The following is a 19,979-nucleotide window of genomic DNA, read 5'->3' as shown; positions in this document are numbered from 1 at the left end:
AGGTACTGTTAATGAGCCACAAGTACGTTTACCTTTTCTCCGAAGGCAATGGCAAAATGAGAGAGCTCCTCGGAGGCAAAGGCGCCAACTTAGCCGAGATGACCGTTCTCGGGATGCCTGTTCCTCAGGGCTTTACGATTTCCACCGAAGCCTGCACGCAATACTATAAGGATGGCCGCGAAATCAACGCTGACATTCAGGCTGAAATTTACCAATATTTGAAAAAGATGGAGGAAATCACCGGGAAGAATTTCGGCGATCCGGAAAACCCGCTGCTGGTTTCCGTACGTTCCGGTGCGCGTGCTTCCATGCCGGGCATGATGGACACCATTTTGAACCTCGGTCTGAACGACACGGTTGTTGAGGGCCTTGCAAAAATTACAAACAGCCCGCGTTTTGCTTACGACTCCTACCGCCGTTTTGTCCAGATGTTCTCCGACGTTGTTATGGAGCTTTCCAAAACAGAGTTTGAGAAAATCATTGAGGCAAAGAAGCAGGAAAAAGGCGTTAAGATGGATACCGAGCTTGACGCGGACGATATGAAGGATCTTGTCAAGAAATTCAAGGCTTTCTATAAAGCGCAGAAGGGCGAGGATTTCCCGACCGAGCCGAAGGTTCAGCTGATGGAAGCCGTCAAGGCTGTTTTCCGCTCCTGGGACAACCCCCGCGCAAACGTATACCGCCGCATGAACGAAATCCCCTATGACTGGGGCACAGCGGTCAACGTACAGGCAATGGTGTTCGGTAACTCCGGTGACAAGTCCGGCACAGGCGTTGCGTTTACCCGCAACCCGGCCACAGGCGAAAAGGCTCTCTTTGGCGAGTACCTCATTAACGCACAGGGCGAAGACGTGGTTGCCGGTATCCGCACCCCGTCCCCGATCAGCCATTTACAGCAGGATATGCCGGAAGTTTACAACCAGTTCGCTGAGATTGCAAACAACCTTGAAAAACATTATACAGATATGCAGGACATGGAGTTCACCATTGAAAACGGCAAGCTCTACATGCTGCAGACCAGAAACGGCAAGAGAACCGCAGCCGCTGCTCTGAAAGTAGCTGTTGACCTGGTTGACGAAGGAATGATTTCCGAAGAAGAGGCCGTTCTGAGAGTAGAGCCGAAGCAGCTCGATTCCCTGCTTCACCCGCAGTTCGACGCAACCGCCATCAAAAAGGCCAAAGCAATCGGCAAAGGCCTTGCCGCTTCCCCGGGCGCAGCCTGCGGAAGAGTTGTCTTCTCTGCTGAAGACGCAAAAGAATGGCACGAAAAGGGCGAGAAGATCGTTCTTGTCCGTCTGGAAACTTCTCCGGAAGACATTGAAGGTATGGCTGTTGCACAGGGCATCCTCACCGTCCGCGGCGGCATGACCTCCCACGCAGCGGTTGTTGCGCGCGGCATGGGTACCTGCTGTGTATCCGGCTGCGGCGAAATCGTTGTCGATTATGACGCAAAGAAATTCACCCTCGCCGGCCAGACCATTAAAGAGGGCGACTATATTTCCATTGACGGCTCCACCGGCAATATCTACGCGGAAGCAATTCCGACCGCCGCCGCCAAAATTTCCGGCGACTTCGACCGCTTCATGAAGTGGGCCGACGCTGTCCGCAAGCTGGAAGTTTACACCAACGCAGATACACCGAAGGACGCGAAACAGGGCCGTGACTTCGGCGCGCAGGGCATTGGCCTCTGCCGTACCGAGCACATGTTCTTTGAGGGTCAGCGCATTAAGGCAATGCGTGAAATGATTGTTGCCAAGACCACCGAAGAGCGCGAAAAGGCACTGGTAAAGCTCACCCCGTTCCAGCAGGGCGACTTTGAGGGCATCTACGAAGTAATGGAAGGCCGTCCGGTCATCATCCGCTTCCTCGATCCGCCTCTCCACGAGTTCCTGCCGACCAAGGAAGAGGACATCAAGGAAATCGCCGGCGAGCTCAACATCACCGTAGCAGACCTGAAGAACGTCATTGCAAGCCTGCATGAGTTTAACCCGATGATGGGTCACCGTGGCTGCCGTCTTGCCGTTTCCTATCCGGAAATTGCCAGAATGCAGACAACGGCTGTCATCAACGCTGCTATCGCAGTGAATAAGAAGCATCCTGAGTTCAAGACCGAGCCGCGCATCATGATCCCGCTGGTCGGCGAAGTCAAAGAGCTTAAGTTTGTAAAAGATGTCGTTACGGAAACCGCTGACAGAATCATCAAGGAAGCCGGCGTATCCCTCAGATACGAAGTCGGTACCATGATCGAGATTCCGCGTGCAGCGCTGACCGCTGACGAAATTGCCAAGGAAGCGGAGTTCTTCAGCTTCGGCACCAACGACCTGACCCAGATGACCTTTGGTTTCAGCCGTGACGATGCCGGTAAGTTCCTGAACTACTACTATGAGAATAAAATTTACGAGTCCGATCCGTTTGCTCACCTTGACCAGAACGGCGTAGGCAAGCTGGTGAAGATGTCTGTTGAGCTTGGCCGCAAGACCAGACCCGAGATTCACCTCGGCATCTGCGGCGAGCACGGCGGCGACCCGACTTCCGTCGAGTTCTGCCATAAGGTTGGCCTCAACTATGTATCCTGCTCACCGTTCCGCGTGCCGATCGCGCGTCTGGCTGCCGCACAGGCTGCCGTTAAGGAAAAGAGAGCAAAATAATTTTCCCCGTACCTTGATAGTTACCAAAATTCCCCATGCTCTTACGGGCATGGGGAATTATCTTTAAAGAAGATTTACCAATACCGGAAGGAGGCGGGTACGCTTGAATAAGGGGCAGATCAAATCCACGGTGACCCTGCTGCAGCTTTTTTTGATTGGGGCGCTGTTCCTGCCGGCGGGAACCATTGTGGGGGATACCGGCGCCGGCGACACTTCGCTGAGCGTGTTCCAGATGATTAACCGTTACGCGGGCATGGGCTTTTCCGACGACGCGCTGTTTTATATGGTGATGGCGTGTGTGTTCCCGGCCGCGATTATTCTTTGTACGCTGATTCTGAAAGAGAGAAAAAACTTCGGCGCTGCCATCGTGCTGTGTTCCCTGTACGCCACGGCGTCGGCTTGCTTTTACAGCGCCGCGAAAAGGAAAATGGTGGATTACACTACCATGACCTGGCTGCCGTATATCATTATTCTAATTTCCCTGACCTCCATGATGCTGCTGATTTTGGGATTTTTCCAGGCGGCGCAGGGCGGGGACGGCGAAGAACCCACGAAAAAGGGGTAATTGACAAAGGAGCCGCTTTATCCTATAATATAAAAGTTGTATGTGTTTTCCGCTGAAGGGGAAAGACCGTTGGTAACCGCTGCTCGGCGGGCCCCAGGGAGCTGCCTTACAGCTTTATTTGTCTCCGTAGCTCAGCAGGATAGAGCGTTCGCCTCCTAAGCGAAAGGCCGCGCGTTCGAATCGCGCCGGGGACGCCAAAAAAAGGAGATGCTCTTTCCTGTTTACGGGAAAGAGTGTTTTTTTATAAAAGGAGAGAACCATGAACGAATCGCCTGATACCCGGTACGGCCCCTACTATCCTGTGCATCCCTTTGTGGAAGCACAGAACAGGAAACGGGAACTGAGAAAAACTTCAAACGCGGTCTGCTGGACACTGCTCCTTGCTATGTTCCTGATGACCGGGTTTCTGTATATCTGCGTGGCTTATCTGAAAGCGGTGGGCTATACGGGGGATTATTCCAACAGCGGCTTTTCGGGCTTTACACCGGTGCTCTATTATCTGGCCAACGGAGCGGGCTATCTGGTCGGGCTGGCCGCGCCCGCTTTGGTTTTTTTTGCTGCGAGGCATATTAGCCTGAACGATGCGCTTCCCTTTGAAAAGGCCGGGTTTTTGAAAATCTGCGCGTGCGCCTTTTTCGGAACAGCCGTCTGTATGCTGGCGAATATTCCGGCCAACGCGGTGGCGGAAATGGAAAAGTGGTTCGGTTTTTCCGGTGAGCTGCCGGAGATGCCGCTGACGGGGGACTTTCCGGTTTTGACCCTGTATTTTCTTACGATTGCGGTGATCCCGCCGCTGGTGGAGGAACTGTTTTTCCGCGGCGTGGTACTCCACAGCCTTAGAAAATACGGTGACGGTTTCGCGGTGGTGGGTTCCGCAATTCTGTTTGGTCTGTATCACGGAAATTTTGTGCAGATGGTTTTTGCCTTTTTGGCCGGTCTGGTCATGGCGCTGGTCGTCGTGCGCACAAATTCCCTGTGGCCGTCGATTATGATTCACTTTTTCAACAACGGAATTTCCTTTGTGGTGGAGATGTCCCAACGTTTTGGCGGCGATCAGATGGAGAATTATGTAAACAATTCGATCGTCGTCGTGTTTCTGGTGCTGGGCGCGGTTTCGCTGGTTTACCTGGCAATCACGGACAAAAAGTTTTTCCGCGGCGAAACGGTAAATCCGTATTTCCGTCTTTCCGCAAAGCTGAACGCGCTGTTTCTTAATCCGGGCGGCGTGGCGGTGCTGCTGTTTGCGGTGCTGTCCTCGTTCCGGTATCTGACGCAGTACTGATATGGACAGAGACGAACGGTTTATGCGGCTGGCGCTGGCTTTTGCGCGGGAAGCGGCGCAGGAAGGCGAGGTGCCGGTCGGGGCGGTGATTGTGAAGGGCGATGAAGTGATTGCCACGGGCCGGAACCGGCGCGAAAACGGCAAAAACGCGCTCTGCCACGCGGAGCTGGAGGCAATTGACGGGGCATGCCGTCTGCTGGGCGGTTGGCGGCTGTGGCAGTGCGAGCTGTATGTCACGCTGGAGCCCTGCCCCATGTGCGCGGGGGCGATCATCAACGCAAGGATTCCGAGGGTCGTTTACGGAGCGAAGGACGCGAAAGCCGGTTCCTGCGGTTCCGTTATCAACCTGTTTGAACTGCCGTACAACCACAGTCCGGAGCTGCTGGGCGGCGTCCTTTCCGACGAATGCGCGCTGCTGCTGACGGATTTCTTTAAAAAGCTGAGGGGTAAAAGATAAGGAGGAAGCATTTTGCTTCCTCCTATTTTTTTCGCGGAGTCCGGAAGAAATCACGGTGTTCCCGTAAACTGTTGGAAAATTGGTGTTTCTTCTGCTGCCAGCGCCCAAATGTATTCAGTAAAATCCAGCAGCCTATGATAATTGATAAAGGACCGATCCCTTTCATTTGCATTCCCGCTTTCCGCTTATCTTGTCGCCCGGTCCGCCGAAGCTGTATTTCTGGAAAAAGAATATTGTTTCCAATTGGAACTTTTTATTCATTGTATCATGCCCCGAAAAAAGAAACAAGCTGTTTCGCTGTACCAAGTTTGTCCCTGCCAAACAGAGAATAAGAACATTTGTTCTAAAAAGTCTTGAAAATATGCTCCTTTTTGGATAGTATGGAATTATAGAACACGAATTCGGATGCTTGCGGTCCGCTTCGGGGAAGGAAAGGAGCAATATGGACTATAACGAATGGGGCACGGAATATTTGAATGAGGCAAACAGGATAAAGGAACGGCTGACACCCCTGCGCAGACAGGCACGGCAGGCTGGCAATCAAGAGGCCGCTGGGCTGTATCGCAGGATTGCCCTGCTGAACGACATGTATCTTGACTGCCTGCACACTGGCAGGTATTTAGTGGGAATCGGGGCGAAACGGTGAGAAGGAAAAGCAATCTGAGCCTTGATTTGTTTGGGGATCGGCTGTATATTAACAAGGGTGAGGACGACGGGGGAGAGCACCTTCGGATACGCGGGACACTCAGGCGCGCGATGGAGGGGGAGCTGACCGAGCGGCAGCGGGATTGTCTGCAGCTGCGATATTTCGAGCAGAAAAGCGTACAGGAGGTCGCGGAGATTATCGGCGTGACCCCGCCGACCGTGTCAAAGCACCTGAAAAAGGCGCGCGAACGGCTGCGCCGGGTGATGGGGTATTCTTTTTCCCGGCTGAATTGAGGAAAGGGGCGGACAGGCTGTGCCTGTCCGCCCCTTTTATGATTGTAATATCACAATATAATTGAACGGTGGAGATATTTGTGATATGCTTATTAAGAAATATTATCATTGATTACCCGAAATGCCCGTACTGCGGGTACGGGTTCAATCAGTGACCGGATTTTGGGCTGAGAAGGGAGACGGTAAAATGAACAAAGATGGCAGCCACGTCCGGTCAATTCAGATCGTTCTGTGGGGCGCTTTTGCGGCAGTGCTTTATTCTGCGGGATTCACGCGCGGCGAATGGCAGAACTGGGTATGTTCGATCCTTGTCTTTGCCTTGCTGTGCTCCTATAGCTACAAGAATCATCCCACAGAGAAACGCTTAAAGGGCATTTTTGTCGTCTTCGGAATTTTTTGTGTCGGACTCATGATTCTGTATTTTCTTGAAAGCAGACATTAAAGGGGCGGAGCCGTTTTTGGCTCCGCCCCCGATTTTATTCCGCCTGTATCGTGCCGCCGCCGACTACAAGGTCGCCGTCGTAAAAGACGACAGCCTGTCCCGGTGTGACCGCGCGCTGCGCTTCTTCAAAATCCACACGGACTTTTCCGGCTCCCAGGGGCACAAGCTTTGCTTTCGCGGGTTTTGCCTGGTAACGAACCTTCGCGGTGATATCCATCTCGTTTTCCAGTGTGTCAAACGGGATGAAGTTCAGGTCGGCCGCAATGAGGGAAGACGCGTACTGGCTGCCCTCTTCGCCCAGTATAATCCGGTTATGTACCGTATCTATTTTTGTTACATACATCGGCTTGCCAAAAGCGGCGCCCAGTCCCTTACGCTGCCCCACCGTGTAGTGGGTGATGCCGCGGTGGCGGCCGATGACGTTGCCGTTCTGGTCAACAAATTCACCCGCCGGGGCGGTTTCGCCGGTGTAGCGTTCAATAAATCCGGCGTAATCGTTGTTTTCCACAAAGCAGATCTCCTGACTGTCCGGCTTGTGCGCGACGGGCAGCCCGGCTTCCTCCGCCATGGCGCGGGCTTCGGGTTTGGTGTATTTTCCCAGCGGCATCAGGGTACGGCTGAGCTGATCCTGCGTGAAAGAGTACAGCACATAGCTCTGATCCTTGCTGGCGGGCGCCTTTTTCAAAAGCCAGCGCCCGGCGGGGCTTTGCTGAATGACGGCATAGTGGCCGGTGGCAATATAGTCGAACTCCAGCTCCTTCGCGCGGCGGAGCATGGCATTGAATTTAACGTGCCGGTTGCAGGCAATACACGGGTTGGGCGTCAGCCCCGCCGCGTACTGCGCCGCGAAATAGTCGATAACGTCCCGTTCAAACACTTCTGTAAAATTGAGGACAAGGTGCTCGATTCCGAGCTTGTAGGCGACCCTGCGCGCGTCGTCAATATCGTCCAGAGAGCAGCATCCGCCCGCCGCGCTCTGGCACATATATTCGTCCGGGCGCAGCCGCATGGTGACGCCGGTAACGTCGTATCCTTCCCTGAGAAGCAAAAGCGCGGCAACGGAACTATCCACGCCGCCGCTCATGCCGAGCATCACTTTTTTCTTCATATGTCCGCTCAGTCCAGTTCGGGCTGGGTGTCTTCTTCGTCGTCCGCCGCTTCCTCGGCTGCTTCATCAGCCGCTTCTTCGGACGCATAATCCCGGTCGTTTGCCTTGTCAACGATTGGAAAGTGGAGCGGAAAATCGACGGGCGCGATTTCGTCCTCCGGCTCGGGGGCGGGAACGTCGGTGCTTTTCGGAGCGGGCTCCTCGGAGCAGCCGCACGGGCAGTAGTCGCAGTCATCTGTGCAGTCGGAGCAGGTGTCGTCCTCGAACCCCTCTTCGGCGGTGAGCTCGTCAAGCTTGTCAAACGCCTTTTTGATGCGTTTGTCGGCGGCTTCTACCGCGCTGCACAGGGACTCGGTTTCCTCGTTCTGTGCGTCGCGCAGATTCTGAAAATAATATTTACCCAATGCAACGTAGGCGCGCGCTTCGTTTTCCCTCTCGTTTTTAATCACGATTCTGATGCGATTTATCAGCGCGGCTTTGCGGTTTTTCTCAACAACATAGTCGACTGCTTTTGTTACCCTGCCGGATACCGTTTCAAAAAAATTCATAGCGTACCTCCTGCCGCATTTGCGGTGTTTCATGATGGAATTTGAATGCTATTATTATAACTCAAAAGTTTGAAAAATAACAGGATTATTTAATTCTATTCCTTTTTTAAATTTGTTGTGATATAATGAACAAATACGCAAAGGCTAAGGAGGAAATAAAAATGCCATCGGTTGGAAACAGGGACGTAAGCTGCCCCCACTGCGGCGCCGTGGTAAAAACAAGGATGAGCCCCGAAATCAACCCGGGGGAAAATCCGGATTTGCGACAGCGCGTACTGGACGAAACACTGTTTGACTGGAAATGTCCGGAGTGCGGCTACGAAGCGCAGCTTGTTTATCCTTGCCTTTATCATGATAAAGAAAAACAGTTTATGGTATATGTGGTGCCGAACAGCGGCTGCTGCCAGCTGCAGCCGGTCAATGTGAGCGAAGCGTTTCCGCAGTTCAACGGGATGGCAAAACGGGTGGTGACCTCGCTGGCGGGACTGAAGGAAAAGGTTCTGATTTTTGAAACCGGGCTGAACGATTTTGCTGTGGAGCTGGTCAAGCTTGCGCTTACCGACGTGGCGGGTAAAAAACATGACCGGAAGACGTCCGCGGGATATTTTTGCTGCGCGGATGAAGAAGAAAACCGGATTGAATTTTCCTTTTTTCTGCAGGGAGAGGACGAGCCTGTTCCGCAGGGAACGCGGATGGATGTTTACCGAAAATCGCTTGAAATTGTGGAAAGCGTGGGAGCGGTTTTACAGGACGACGATTTTGTGGCGGTGGATTCCGCCGCAGCTGAAAATATTTTGCGGGTGTACCGCGGCGGGGAGGACTAATACGGATGTGCGGACTGTGCGGATTTACCGGTGAAGTAATTGACCGTGACGCAGTGATTAAAAGCATGACGGACAAGATTACTCACAGGGGGCCGGATTCCAGCGGTATTTATGCCGATCCCGATATCTCTATGGGCTTCAGGCGACTGAGCATCATTGATGTTGCTTCCACCGGCGATCAGCCGATTTACAACGAAAACAAGACTCTTGTACTTACATTTAACGGTGAAATCTACAATTACAGAGAACTCAGAAATATTTTGATTGAAAAAGGACACCGTTTTTATACACAGACCGACTCCGAAGTGCTGGTTCACGGCTTTGAAGAATGGCACGAAGACCTTTTGACCAAACTGCGCGGCATGTTTGCGTTTGCAATTTATGACACGATTGACAAAAGCGTGTTTATTGCGCGCGACTATTTCGGAATCAAGCCGATGCACTACACGCAGGTCGGCAGCCACTTTGTCTATGGCTCCGAAATCAAGAGCATCCTGGAATTTCCCGGATTTGAAAAGAAATTCAATAAAAACGCGCTCAACAACTATATTTCCTTTGAGTACTCCGTACCGCCGGAGACCTTCTTTGAAAATGTTTACTGCCTGATGCCCGCCCATTATCTGTGGTACAAGGACGGCAAGGTGGAAACCCACCGTTATTGGGAGCCGGAGTTTCACGAGGACGCCGGGATGACCCAGGAGCAGGCGGTTGAGGAAATCGAAAAGGTCTTTGAGGACTCTGTCAGCGCACACAAGATCAGCGACGTGGAGGTCGGCTGCTTTTTGTCCAGCGGTGTGGATTCCAGTTATGTTTCCACCTATTTTGCCGGACAAAAGACCTTTACGGTCGGCTTTGACTACGGGGAAAAATACAACGAAATCGACTGGGCGAAGAACCTTTCCGAAAAGATCGGCGTGGAGCATCATTATAAGGTGATTTCCGCCGACGAATACTGGGGAAATATCCGCAAGGTGCAGTACCATATGGACCAGCCGCTGGCGGACGCTTCGTGTATCGCCCTTTATTTTGTATCCAAAATGGCAAGCGAATATGTCAAGGTGGTTCTTTCCGGCGAGGGCGCGGACGAGCTGTTCGGCGGATACAATATTTACCATACTCCGGATGATTTTGAAAGCTACAAAAAGCTGCCGCTCGGCCTGCGCAAAGCGCTGGCGGCGATTGCGAAAGTGCTTCCGTTCTCATTTAAGGGGAAAAACTTCCTGATGCGCGGCGCGCTGCCGATTGAAGAAACCTTTATCGGAAACTGCAGCATGTTCACCATGGACGAAAAGCGCCGTATGCTCAAGAGCGATGTTCCGGTGACCCGCCCGCAGGAACTGACGAAGCCGTACTACGACCGTGTCAAGGGCAAGGACGATGTGACCAAGATGCAGTATCTGGACATCAATGTCTGGCTGGTCGGGGATATCCTTTTGAAGGCCGACCGCATGAGCATGGCGAATTCGCTGGAGCTGCGCGTGCCGTTCCTCGACAAAGAAGTGTTCAAGGTTGCTTCCCGCATCCCCAGAAAGCTGAGGGTAAATAAGGAAAATACCAAATACGCGATGCGTCAGGCCGCCATGAAGCATCTTCCGGACGCAACCGCACAGAAAAAGAAGCTGGGCTTCCCGGTGCCGACGCGCGTATGGCTCAGGGATGAAAAATACTACAACGTTGTGAAAGACGCTTTTACGGGTACCATCGCAAAACAGTTTTTCAACACCGATGAGCTGATGAAATTTCTGAACGACCACTACAACGGGAAACGGGACAACAACCGCAAGATCTGGACGATTTTTGTTTTTCTTATCTGGTACGACATTTATTTTAACGGCGGTTCCCATGAACCGGGCGACCTGCCCGTGATTCACTGAGAGCGCCTCATAACGGAAAAAAAACAGCCAAAACACCGCCGGAAACGCTTTCCGGCGGTGTTTTTTTGCTGATTTAATTCTTTGGAATGTATATCGCCGCGCTCATCCGGCGAAACTACCAGCGAGGTGAAAAACGTGGATTATCTATGGGCGTTTTTGATTGGCGGCACCATTTGTGCAATCGGTCAGGTGCTGATTGATTTTACAAAGCTGACGCCGGCAAGAATCCTGGTTCTGTTTGTCACGCTGGGCGTGCTGCTGACGGGGCTGGGGCTTTACGAGCCGATTGTGAATTTTGCGGGCGCCGGTGCTACGGTGCCGCTGACCGGTTTTGGGTATCTGATGGCGAAAGGGACGCTTGAAGCGGTCAGGGAGCACGGTTTGCTGGGCGTGTTTTCCGGCGGCGTTGCGGCAAGTGCCGCGGGTATTGCGGCAGCAGTGTTCTTTGGATATGTTGCCGCTCTGTTTTCAAAGTCCGGAGATAAGAGCTAGCAAAGCCTTTTTTGTTCTGAAAATCATCTACCGAATTTTCAGGATTATCAACGGCCAGATCATCGGCATGATTCTGTGGGAGCTCTGGAAGCTGTACTACCGCACGTATCTTAAAAAATATATGAGGAAGCAAAGAGCATAAAAAACGGGCAGGTTTTCATACCTGCCCGTATCATGTTATGGCACCGGAGGAAGTCCCTTACTGAATGGAACAATCCAGGTAGTGCTCAAGCTCCTCTTCATCCTTTTTCTTCTTTTCAAAGAACAGGACGACAGCGACAACAGCCGCGGCAACAGCAGTCATCGCGGAAATAACGGTAATCAATATGGATAAAGTATTACATTTTTTCAAAACGAGCACCTCCGTTTTTCATGATTAGATCCTGCTTATATAATAACCAATTCTTTTCAAAAAGTCAATCGAAGCGGCAAGTTTATGAAATTTCACACCCTGTGCGCCGGTGTATAATAAAAAAGCAGGGCACAAGGCTCTGCTTTTGCTTTTAACCGCGTATTCAGGGTTATGCATTTGCCACGTTCAGTTTGCGTGCAAGAGCTGATTTTTTTCTGGCGGCCGTATTCTTGTGCAGGATTCCCTTTGCAGCAGCCTGGTCAATCTTCTTGATTGCAACCTTAACGGCATCCGCTTTGTTGGCATCGTTGGATTCTACGGCAAGGTTTGCTTTCTTTATATCAGTTTTCAGTCCGGAATTGAAGGACTTGTTGATGAGTGTTTTTGTAGCAATAACCTTTACGCGTTTCTTTGCTGATTTAATGTTAGGCATGATTCCACCTCCTTTGGCATTGTCACATATCAATAATAATACCATTGATGGACAAAAAAAGCAAGTATTAAAATAAAAATAGGAAAGGGCTGATTGATTTATGGTATTCCGTACCGATCTGGCGCTGGAAAATACGGAACCCAGCCGACACGTTATACGGAAAGAAAAGGACTGTACGGTTACGCGGATTGACGAGGAGGGCAACACTTATGTTACGCTGGAGGTTCAGTCGATTTCCGACCATCTTGACAGCGACAACAGTCTGCTGACCCTGACCGCGCAGGAGTTAACCGCGCTGCTGCCGGAAAAAGGAAGCGTTTTGGTGGCGGGGCTGGGGAACCGCGCAATCACGCCGGACGCGCTGGGACCGCTCGCCGCCGAAAAAATTCTGGCGACAAGGCATATTAAGGGCGAACTGGCCAGAGTGACGGGGCTGGACAAACTGCGGCCCGTTTCCGTGGTCAGCCCCGGCGTGCTGGGCTGTACGGGAATTGAAGCCGTAGAGCTTCTGCAGGCGCTGGTCAAGGAACTGAACCCGGACGCCGTGATTGCGATTGATGCGCTCGCCGCGCGCAGTCCCTCCCGGCTGGGCTGCACGGTGCAGCTTTGCTCCGCGGGGATTTCCCCCGGAGCAGGGGTGGGGAACGCAAGACCGCGCATTGACAAAAGCACGCTGGGCGTGCCGGTGGTCAGCATGGGAATTCCCACCGTGGTGGATGCCGCCACGCTTGCGGCCGACTTGCTGGACGGCGATACGGACGGCGCGGATGAAAAGATTGCGCCGCGCGGAGCACAGATGATGGTGACCCCGCGGGAAATTGATCTGATTATCTCCCGGGGTGCGCGGCTGCTGAGTATGGGGATCAATACGGCTCTGAATCCGTCGCTCAGCGTTCAGGATTTTGAAGAATTGACCTAAGGCATCATGAAATTTGTCCCGCCTGCATAAGAATGAATATCATTCTATGGGGGCAGGATATGAAAAACTGGACGCAAAAGGGATTGGGAATCTGCTCGGCTGCGCTGATGGTTGCAGCAATTGCCAGCGTACTCGGGCGCCTGCCCGTGCTGCAGGCGAAGGACGCGGCATTTGCCGCCGCGGGCTTTATTATGCCCGCCGGTGTCACCGACGCCATGAAAGAGGATTATCTGGAAGAGGATGAGGAGGATAACGCATCCTCCGACAGCGGGCAGCCGGACATGTCGGGTGCGGATTCCGCTCCGGTTTCTTCGCAAAGCACCGGCGTTTCCTCACAGGCAAGCTCTCAGGCTGCCTCAGGCACGGTGTCAAGCGGGCCCTCGTCGCCCGTTTCTCTCCCGGCGGGCGTAAAGGAAATGAGCATTGCCAATACCGGTTCCCAATACAATAATATATGGGTCAAAAACACCAATAAAAATCATACGGTCGATGTGGCGGCGGAGCTGCAAAAACAGCCCGCGGTGAAAATTGTAAAGAACTCCACCCCGCAGGTGCTGATTTACCACACCCACACCACAGAGGCTTTTTTGGGCGATACGCGTAGTCAGGACAAATCAAGGAGCGTCGTCGCCGTGGGCGACCAGATTGCCGCCCAGCTGAAAGCAGCCGGAATCAACGTGGTGCACGACACCACCCTGCATGACTACCCCAGCTACAACGGTTCCTACGACCGTTCGAAGGTGACGATGCAAAATAACCTGAAAAAATACCCGGGCATCCAGGTGACGCTCGACATCCACCGCGACGCAATGGGGACCTCCGACGGAACAAGAATTAAGCCGACCGCCACCATCAATGGCAGAAAAGCCGCGCAGGTCATGATTATCTCCGGCTGCGACGACGACGGAACGCTGGGGTTTCCCAACTGGGAATACAATTTCCGGCTGGCCGCGCGGCTGCAGAAGTCGATGGCGGATCTGTACCCCGGGCTGGCGCGCCCCTTGAATTTCTGCGCGAGGAAGTACAATGAAAATCTGACGAAAGGCTCTCTGCTTGTGGAATTCGGCACAGAAGTCAACACCCTTGACGAAGCGGTGTACTCCGGGGAGCTGTTCGGAAAGGCACTGGTAAAGGTTCTGAACGGCCTTTCATAAGCTGAAAGGAAAAGATGTAAAAAATGAAAAGAAAAAAAAGAAGAATTTTCTTTGCGTCGTTTTTCAGTACGCTTTGCGTTCTGGCACTGCTTTTCGGCATAGCAGAAGTCGACGCCAATTCCCGAAGAATCGGCTTTGGCGACGATAAAACCCTTATTTACCAATTCACCGGCAAAACATGGCAGGAAACTTGCAATGTAGCGAAAGTATGGTATAATAATTTCGTATTATCATTGACAGAGAGTGCTGTGGAGGAAACGTATCATGAATCAACATAAAAAAATATGGTTTTCGGTATTCATATTGATCTTTATGTTTTCATTGTATTCCGTTACCGCCATGGCAACTGAGATAACACCGGAACAGGTGCAGCAGATTATTGACCAGCAGTCGTCCCGGCTTTCATCCAAAGCTTCCAGTACTGTTTCCAGTAAAGATACCGTCAGTTCTAAAAAATCGGTGACCAGCAGAAGAACGGTCTCCTCCGGGGATTCGTCCGAAGAGTCCAGCGACGTTTCCAGTGAGATTTTCAGCAGTGAGGAAGAATCCAGTGAAATCATTCTTCCCAGCGTGGACAGCATTGAAGAAAACAACCCGCTCAGCTCCGTGATTGTGGATACCGCCGCAAACAAGAAAATGAACTGGATCGGAATCCTTTCGTGGGTATTGATTGCGCTGGGTATTCTGGTTGTGCTGATTGTCGTTTTCAGCAACCGCAGACCGCCGAGAGGCGGGGGACGCAAACGTTACCGCCGTCCGAGCCGCCCGCACAAAAAGCGCCTGCTCAACGACAAGTATTACAGAAATATTAAATATTAAGTTGATAAGATAACGGCGCGCCGGGAAATTTCTTCCCCGGCGCGCCGTTTTTTCTTTAACAATTTCTCAGCTGTTCTAAAGAGCGGCTCTCACCGTGTTTTGCTCCGTGTGTCTGATTTTGTGCAGAATAATCAGCGCGGCGGCTGTGGTGACAAGGTCGGCCGCCGCCTGGGAATAATAGATGCCGGTAAGACCGAAAAAGCGGCTGGCTGCGAAAAGAATCGGCAGAAAAAACAAGCCCTGCCGGCCGATGCTCAGAACGAACCCGGCGGTTTCGTGGCGGATGCACAGAAGGTATACGGTCGCGATGGCTTCAAAGCCGTACAGGAAAAACAGCAGGCTGTTGGCAAACAGCGCCTGCATACCGACCGCGACGACCTGCGAATCAGTTGAGAACAGTCCAACCAGATTTTTGGCGAAAAAGATTTGCAGGGCGGAGACCAGCACCCCGAACAGTACCGCCCATTCATATGCGGTTTTATTGGCCAGACGGATTCTGTGGAAGTTCTTCGCTCCGTAGTTGAACGCGGTCAGCGTTTGGTATCCTCTGGAAAAGCCGGTGATGGCAAAGGTGGAAATACCGATCAGCCGGTTTACAATCCCGATTCCCGCAACGGCAAAGTCGCCGTAGGCCGCGGCCGCGACATTCATGGCGCTGATGGAAAGGCTTTGAAACAGATTGATCGTGAAGATGGGAAAGCCCACTTTCCAGATGGGTCTGATGATCCACCACTCGAACCGAATGTTTTTCAGGGAAAGATTCAAATAGCTCTTTTTCAACAGGTAGAAGGGAATGAGGATAGTAAAGCTGACGAACTGGGAAATTCCGGTGGCGATGGCCGCGCCCCGGACCCCCATGCCGAGCGGCCAGATGAAAATGGGGTCCAAAATGATGTTCAGGATGGAACCGCCGAGCTGGGATGCGGTGCTGAGCATGACCGCGCCTTCCGCCCGAACAAGGTTCATCAGGCAGATGGACGGGATCTGAAACAGGAAAGACAGGATAATGATAAAAGCGTAATCCGAAGCAATCGGCAGAACGGCAGGGGATGCCCCCATTAATTTCAAAAGGGGATTCAGGAAAAAAAGAAGTCCCAGGGACGCCACGCTGGCAAGGAAGCAGTAAAAAAGTGTGGAAGACAGCACAATATCCGCTTTTTCCTTTTCGCCTGCCCCCAAAAGCTCAGAGATAAACGCCGCGCCGCCGTTGCCGAACAGGAGGGCGATGCCCGGAACGAGAGTGACCAGCGGGTAGACAATGGAAATGGCGCTCATGGGAAGGGTTCCCAGCTGTGCCACAAAAAAGCTGTCTACAAAATTATAAAGCCCCGTTACCATCAGGCCGATAATCGTTGGGAGCCCCAGCACCGCCAGCGCCTTTTTTACGCTGCCTTCCTTCATTAACAGTAATCGTTTGTTCAACCGTATTCGTCCTTTCTAAGTATGAATGTGTTTTACAAGCGTATATGTACTATACACTTAAGCCGAAAAAATCACCTGCATGAAAGCAGGTGTTCCAACTGCGCCAGAAAATCGAGGATCGTCTTGATTTCCTCCGGTGTTTTTCCGTCCAGACAGGAAGATACCAGAGAATCAATATGCCTGTGGTATTTCTGATGCTCGCGGTACGCCGTCCACCCCTTTTCGGTCAGGGACACAACCACTCTGGAGCGGTTTTCCGGGTCGGTTCCCTTGGCGATATATTTTTTTTCCTCCAGTCGCATCAGTGTCTGGGAGACGGCGCCCTTGGTGATCTTTTTTTCGCGTGCAATGTCCGACACGCAGCGGTTTTCGTGGTCGCCTACAAATTCAATCAGGTGAATTTCAGACAGATGCAGTGCGGTGTCTGTGCCAAAATTGCGCACCAGCCGGTCGCTTTCGTTGAAGCGGGCAATCACGTCAAGCAGTTTTTTCGTCAGGATTAATTCATTTTTATTATTTTCCATAACGCAATTGTATAGCAGCTATACGCCTTTGTCAACCGGGGAATCGGTAAAATTATTCTCCGCAACGGTGTATACTGTTCATGATTCATGATATATGGTATAATATATTATTCGTAATCATTCCGGCGTTTCCAGTCCGACCACGGGCGGCCCGGTGACTGTCCCTGCTTTTGGAAGGGGGCACTCCGGTATTGCAGTTACCGCCGGAAATTGCTGAGGAACCATATTATCTTTTAGGATTAGGTGATAAATTTGTCGATACCACGCGAGAGAATAAGAAATTTCAGCATTATCGCGCACATTGACCACGGAAAAAGCACGCTTGCCGACCGCATTTTGGAGCAGACGAAGTCCGTCGCGCTGCGCGATATGGAAAACCAGCTGCTGGACAACATGGATCTGGAGCGCGAAAGGGGCATCACCATCAAGGCGCACGCCGTTACGCTTGTTTACAGCGCGCTGGACGGGCAGGACTATGTCTTTAACCTGATCGATACCCCCGGCCATGTGGACTTTAACTACGAGGTTTCCCGTTCACTCGCCGCCTGTGAGGGCGCGGTGCTGGTGGTGGACGCTTCTCAGGGAATTGAGGCGCAGACGCTGGCGAACACCTATCTGGCGGTGGACGCCGGGCTGGAAATTGTGCCCGTCATCAATAAAATCGACCTGCCCAGCGCGCAGCCGGAAAAGGTGCGCGCGGAAATTGAGGATGTAATCGGAATTCCGGCGGACGACGCGCCGTGTATTTCCGCAAAGCTGGGAACCAATATCGACCAGGTGATGGAGCAGATTGTAAAGCATGTTCCGCCGCCGCAGGGCGAAGAAACCGCGCCGCTCAAGGCGCTGATCTTTGATTCCTACTACGACGCGTACAAGGGCGTTATCATCCATGTACGGTTACAGGATGGTCAGGTGCATCCGGGCGACACCATCCGGCTGATGGCGACGGGCGCGGAGTTTACGGTGGTGGAGTGCGGCTACGGCCGCGCAACCTGCCTGGAGCCGAGCGCCGGACTGAGCGCCGGAGAGGTCGGGTATATTGCCGCGTCCATCAAAGCGGTGAAGGACGCCCGTGTGGGCGACACCGTCACCTTGGCGGACAACCCCGCCAAAACGCCGCTGCCGGGCTACCGCTCGGTGCAGCCGATGGTTTTCTGCGGAATTTACCCCGCGGACGGCGCCCGCTACCCCGACCTGCGCGACGCGCTGGACAAGCTGCAGCTGAACGACGCGGCGCTGTCGTTTGACCCGGAAACGTCTGTTGCGTTGGGCTTTGGCTTCCGCTGCGGCTTTTTGGGACTGCTGCACATGGAGATCATACAGGAACGGCTGGAGCGCGAGTATAACCTCGACATTATTACCACCGCCCCCAGCGTGGTCTATCAGATCACGAAAACAAACGGGGAAGTGATCCATATAGACAACCCGACCAATTACCCCGACCCATCGCTGATTGCGCAGGCGGAGGAACCGATTACCAACGCGCACATCTATACGCCGAGCGAGTATGTCGGCAATATTATGGATCTCTGTCAGGACAGGCGCGGCATCTTCAAGGATATGAAATACATTGATACCGACCGTGTGGACATCCATTATGAACTGCCGCTCAACGAGATCATCTACGACTTTTTCGACGCGTTGAAATCCCGCACCCGCGGGTACGCCTCGTTTGATTATGAGCTGAGCGGATATAAAAAGAGCAGTCTGGTCAAGCTGGACATCATGCTCAACGGCGACGTGGTGGACGCGCTTTCCTTTATTATTCACGCCGACAAGGCGTATCCGCGCGCGCGCAAGATGGCGGAGAAGCTTTCGGAGAAAATTCCGCGCCAGTTGTTCGAAGTACCGATTCAGGCCTGTGTGGGCGGCAGAATCATCGCACGCGAAACGGTCAAGGCAATGCGCAAGGATGTTCTGGCGAAGTGCTACGGCGGCGATATTACGCGGAAAAAGAAACTGCTGGAAAAACAGAAGGAAGGCAAGAAGCGCATGCGCCAGCTCGGCACGGTAGAGGTGCCGCAGGAGGCGTTTATGAGTGTGCTGAAGCTGGATGAATAACGAAAAGCCGTTCGGCCTTTATCTTCATGTCCCGTTCTGTGACGGCAAATGCCCGTACTGCGATTTTTATTCCCTGCCCGTCAGCGAAGAGCAGATGAACCGGTATACCCGACGAATGCTGGAAACACTGGAGGCGTACGCCGCGCAATATCCGCGGCGGGCCGACACGCTGTACTTCGGCGGCGGTACCCCAAATCTGCTTGGCGCAGAGCGGCTGAGCGCTTTGATTGTGTGGGCGAAGGAATGCTTTGGACTGGAAGATGCGGAAATTACCGTGGAGGTCAACCCAACAGAAAATCTGAGCGAATTTTTACACGAGCTTCGCGCGGCGGGAGCAAATCGGCTTTCGATCGGTCTGCAGTCCGCAAACGACGACGAGCTTGCGCTTTTGGGTCGGCGGCATACTGCCGAACAGGCGAAAAAAACAGTACAATATGCGCAGGACGCGGGCTTTGGCAACATTTCCCTCGACCTGATGCTCGCGGTACAAAAGCAGACAAAGGAGAGCCTTTTGCGCTCCATTGATTTTTGCGCGGACGCGGGGATTCAACATCTTTCCGCCTATCTGTTGAAAATCGAGCCGGATACGGTTTACGGAAAAAAGAAGGAAACGCTGTGCGTTCCGGACGACGACGAAGCGGGAGACTTTTATCTGTTTGCCTGCGAAGAACTGGAAAAGTGCGGGTTTCCTCAATACGAGATTTCCAATTTCGCGAAACCGGGCTTTGAAAGCCGCCACAACCTGAAATACTGGAGCTGTGAGGAATATCTGGGGATCGGTCCGGCGGCGCATTCGTTTATGGAGGGGAAACGGTTTTATTATCCAAGGAACTTTTCCGCGTTTCTGGACGGCGCGCAGCCCGTGCCGGATGGCGACGGCGGCGAGTTTGAGGAATATGCCATGCTCGCCCTGCGCCTTGCGGAAGGACTGACGGACGAGGGCTGCCGCGCGCGGTTCGGCTTTGGAATTCCCGCGCGGATGAAACAGGCGGCAAAGCTGTATGAAAAAGGCGGTTTGTCCGTCTGTACAGACAGCGGGTTTCACTTTACGCCGAAGGGATTTCTGGTTTCCAATACGCTGACGGCGGAGATTTTGTACAGCACGTGAATATTCGA

The 19,979-nt window shown here is 52.7% G+C and carries 22 protein-coding genes and 1 tRNA gene; 17 read left to right on the top strand and 6 right to left on the bottom strand.

Annotated features, from left to right (window positions below; genetic code table 11):
* Positions 1-11: 11 nt before the first annotated feature.
* The 8 genes from ppdK to J5W02_RS08150 all read left to right on the top strand — a co-directional run bounded on the left by ppdK (position 12) and on the right by J5W02_RS08150 (position 6,333).
* The gene (gene ppdK / locus J5W02_RS08185; protein WP_219965170.1) at positions 12-2,648 is read left to right on the top strand and encodes a pyruvate, phosphate dikinase; all 2,637 of its coding nucleotides are present in this window, start codon (positions 12-14) and stop codon (positions 2,646-2,648) included.
* A 103-nt stretch (positions 2,649-2,751) separates the two neighbouring features.
* Positions 2,752-3,213: a hypothetical protein gene (locus tag J5W02_RS08180; RefSeq protein WP_219965169.1), complete on the top strand. Its 462-nt coding sequence runs from the start codon at positions 2,752-2,754 to the stop codon at positions 3,211-3,213.
* Between the two features lie 120 nt (positions 3,214-3,333).
* A tRNA-Arg gene (locus J5W02_RS08175) sits at positions 3,334-3,410 on the top strand.
* Positions 3,411-3,472: 62 nt separating this feature from the next.
* Positions 3,473-4,495, top strand: a complete 1,023-nt coding sequence (locus tag J5W02_RS08170; RefSeq protein WP_219965168.1) for a CPBP family intramembrane glutamic endopeptidase — start codon at positions 3,473-3,475, stop codon at positions 4,493-4,495.
* A gap of 1 nt (position 4,496) precedes the next feature.
* Positions 4,497-4,952, top strand: coding sequence for a nucleoside deaminase (locus J5W02_RS08165; RefSeq protein WP_219965167.1), 456 nt, complete (start codon positions 4,497-4,499; stop codon positions 4,950-4,952).
* A 442-nt stretch (positions 4,953-5,394) separates the two neighbouring features.
* A complete protein-coding gene (locus J5W02_RS08160; RefSeq protein WP_219965166.1) occupies positions 5,395-5,598 on the top strand; it encodes a hypothetical protein in 204 nt (67 codons plus the stop codon).
* Positions 5,595-5,891 carry a sigma-70 family RNA polymerase sigma factor gene (locus J5W02_RS08155; protein ID WP_219965165.1) on the top strand — a complete coding sequence of 99 codons (297 nt, stop codon included), beginning with the start codon at positions 5,595-5,597 and terminating at the stop codon, positions 5,889-5,891. Before J5W02_RS08160 ends, J5W02_RS08155 begins: the two co-directional genes overlap by 4 nt.
* A gap of 187 nt (positions 5,892-6,078) precedes the next feature.
* Positions 6,079-6,333: a hypothetical protein gene (locus tag J5W02_RS08150; RefSeq protein WP_219965164.1), complete on the top strand. Its 255-nt coding sequence runs from the start codon at positions 6,079-6,081 to the stop codon at positions 6,331-6,333.
* Positions 6,334-6,367: 34 nt separating this feature from the next.
* Here the strand turns inward: J5W02_RS08150 and mnmA are convergent, their stop codons facing one another.
* Both mnmA and J5W02_RS08140 read right to left on the bottom strand, forming a co-directional pair.
* Positions 6,368-7,441 (bottom strand): tRNA 2-thiouridine(34) synthase MnmA, encoded by a 1,074-nt coding sequence (gene mnmA / locus J5W02_RS08145; RefSeq protein ID WP_219965163.1) that lies wholly within the window; start codon positions 7,439-7,441, stop codon positions 6,368-6,370.
* Positions 7,442-7,449: 8 nt separating this feature from the next.
* Entirely contained in the window at positions 7,450-7,989 is a 540-nt protein-coding gene (locus tag J5W02_RS08140) for a hypothetical protein (RefSeq protein ID WP_219965162.1), read from the bottom strand.
* A gap of 161 nt (positions 7,990-8,150) precedes the next feature.
* Between J5W02_RS08140 and J5W02_RS08135 the strand changes: the two genes are divergently transcribed.
* From J5W02_RS08135 to spoVAE, 3 genes are all read left to right on the top strand, one after another.
* A complete protein-coding gene (locus J5W02_RS08135; RefSeq protein WP_219965161.1) occupies positions 8,151-8,813 on the top strand; it encodes a CpXC domain-containing protein in 663 nt (220 codons plus the stop codon).
* 5 nt (positions 8,814-8,818) lie between these two features.
* Positions 8,819-10,687, top strand: coding sequence for an asparagine synthase (glutamine-hydrolyzing) (asnB, locus tag J5W02_RS08130; RefSeq protein WP_219965160.1), 1,869 nt, complete (start codon positions 8,819-8,821; stop codon positions 10,685-10,687).
* Positions 10,688-10,822: 135 nt separating this feature from the next.
* Positions 10,823-11,179: a stage V sporulation protein AE gene (gene spoVAE / locus J5W02_RS08125; RefSeq protein WP_219965304.1), complete on the top strand. Its 357-nt coding sequence runs from the start codon at positions 10,823-10,825 to the stop codon at positions 11,177-11,179.
* Between the two features lie 199 nt (positions 11,180-11,378).
* Here spoVAE and J5W02_RS08120 read toward each other — a convergent pair whose 3' ends face one another.
* Both J5W02_RS08120 and rpsT read right to left on the bottom strand, forming a co-directional pair.
* Complete coding sequence (locus tag J5W02_RS08120; protein WP_170949943.1) at positions 11,379-11,531, bottom strand: hypothetical protein; 153 nt, start codon at positions 11,529-11,531, stop codon at positions 11,379-11,381.
* Positions 11,532-11,700: 169 nt separating this feature from the next.
* A complete protein-coding gene (gene rpsT, locus J5W02_RS08115; protein WP_219965159.1) occupies positions 11,701-11,964 on the bottom strand; it encodes a 30S ribosomal protein S20 in 264 nt (87 codons plus the stop codon).
* Positions 11,965-12,064: 100 nt separating this feature from the next.
* Here rpsT and gpr point away from each other — a divergent pair, with 100 nt between their 5' ends.
* The 4 genes from gpr to J5W02_RS08095 are packed head-to-tail and all read left to right on the top strand — an operon-like array spanning position 12,065 to position 14,856.
* Positions 12,065-12,883, top strand: coding sequence for a GPR endopeptidase (gene gpr / locus J5W02_RS08110; RefSeq protein WP_219965158.1), 819 nt, complete (start codon positions 12,065-12,067; stop codon positions 12,881-12,883).
* A gap of 59 nt (positions 12,884-12,942) precedes the next feature.
* A complete protein-coding gene (spoIIP, locus tag J5W02_RS08105) occupies positions 12,943-14,037 on the top strand; it encodes a stage II sporulation protein P (RefSeq protein WP_219965157.1) in 1,095 nt (364 codons plus the stop codon).
* Positions 14,038-14,060: 23 nt separating this feature from the next.
* Positions 14,061-14,315, top strand: a complete 255-nt coding sequence (locus tag J5W02_RS08100) for a hypothetical protein (protein ID WP_219965156.1) — start codon at positions 14,061-14,063, stop codon at positions 14,313-14,315.
* A complete protein-coding gene (locus J5W02_RS08095; protein WP_219965155.1) occupies positions 14,302-14,856 on the top strand; it encodes a hypothetical protein in 555 nt (184 codons plus the stop codon). The genes J5W02_RS08100 and J5W02_RS08095 overlap by 14 nt, the downstream gene beginning before the upstream one ends.
* Positions 14,857-14,931: 75 nt before the next feature.
* Here J5W02_RS08095 and J5W02_RS08090 read toward each other — a convergent pair whose 3' ends face one another.
* Both J5W02_RS08090 and J5W02_RS08085 read right to left on the bottom strand, forming a co-directional pair.
* Positions 14,932-16,278, bottom strand: a complete 1,347-nt coding sequence (locus J5W02_RS08090) for an MATE family efflux transporter (protein WP_255575625.1) — start codon at positions 16,276-16,278, stop codon at positions 14,932-14,934.
* A 71-nt stretch (positions 16,279-16,349) separates the two neighbouring features.
* On the bottom strand, positions 16,350-16,802 hold the full coding sequence (locus J5W02_RS08085; RefSeq protein ID WP_219965154.1) for a MarR family winged helix-turn-helix transcriptional regulator: 453 nt from the start codon (positions 16,800-16,802) through the stop codon (positions 16,350-16,352).
* Positions 16,803-17,054: 252 nt separating this feature from the next.
* On the opposite strand from J5W02_RS08085, the gene lepA reads away from it, so the two are divergent.
* Together lepA and hemW are read left to right on the top strand one after the other, a co-directional pair.
* Entirely contained in the window at positions 17,055-18,863 is a 1,809-nt protein-coding gene (gene lepA / locus J5W02_RS08080) for a translation elongation factor 4 (RefSeq protein WP_219965153.1), read from the top strand.
* A complete protein-coding gene (gene hemW, locus J5W02_RS08075; protein ID WP_219965152.1) occupies positions 18,856-19,971 on the top strand; it encodes a radical SAM family heme chaperone HemW in 1,116 nt (371 codons plus the stop codon). Before lepA ends, hemW begins: the two co-directional genes overlap by 8 nt.
* The last annotated feature ends 8 nt before the right edge of the window (positions 19,972-19,979 follow it).

The organism is Caproiciproducens faecalis (genome assembly GCF_019448085.1).
Lineage (GTDB): Bacteria > Bacillota > Clostridia > Oscillospirales > Acutalibacteraceae > Caproiciproducens > Caproiciproducens faecalis.
The sequence above is the reverse complement of the archived record's forward strand: the minus strand, read 5'-3'. Positions and strand labels throughout refer to the sequence as shown.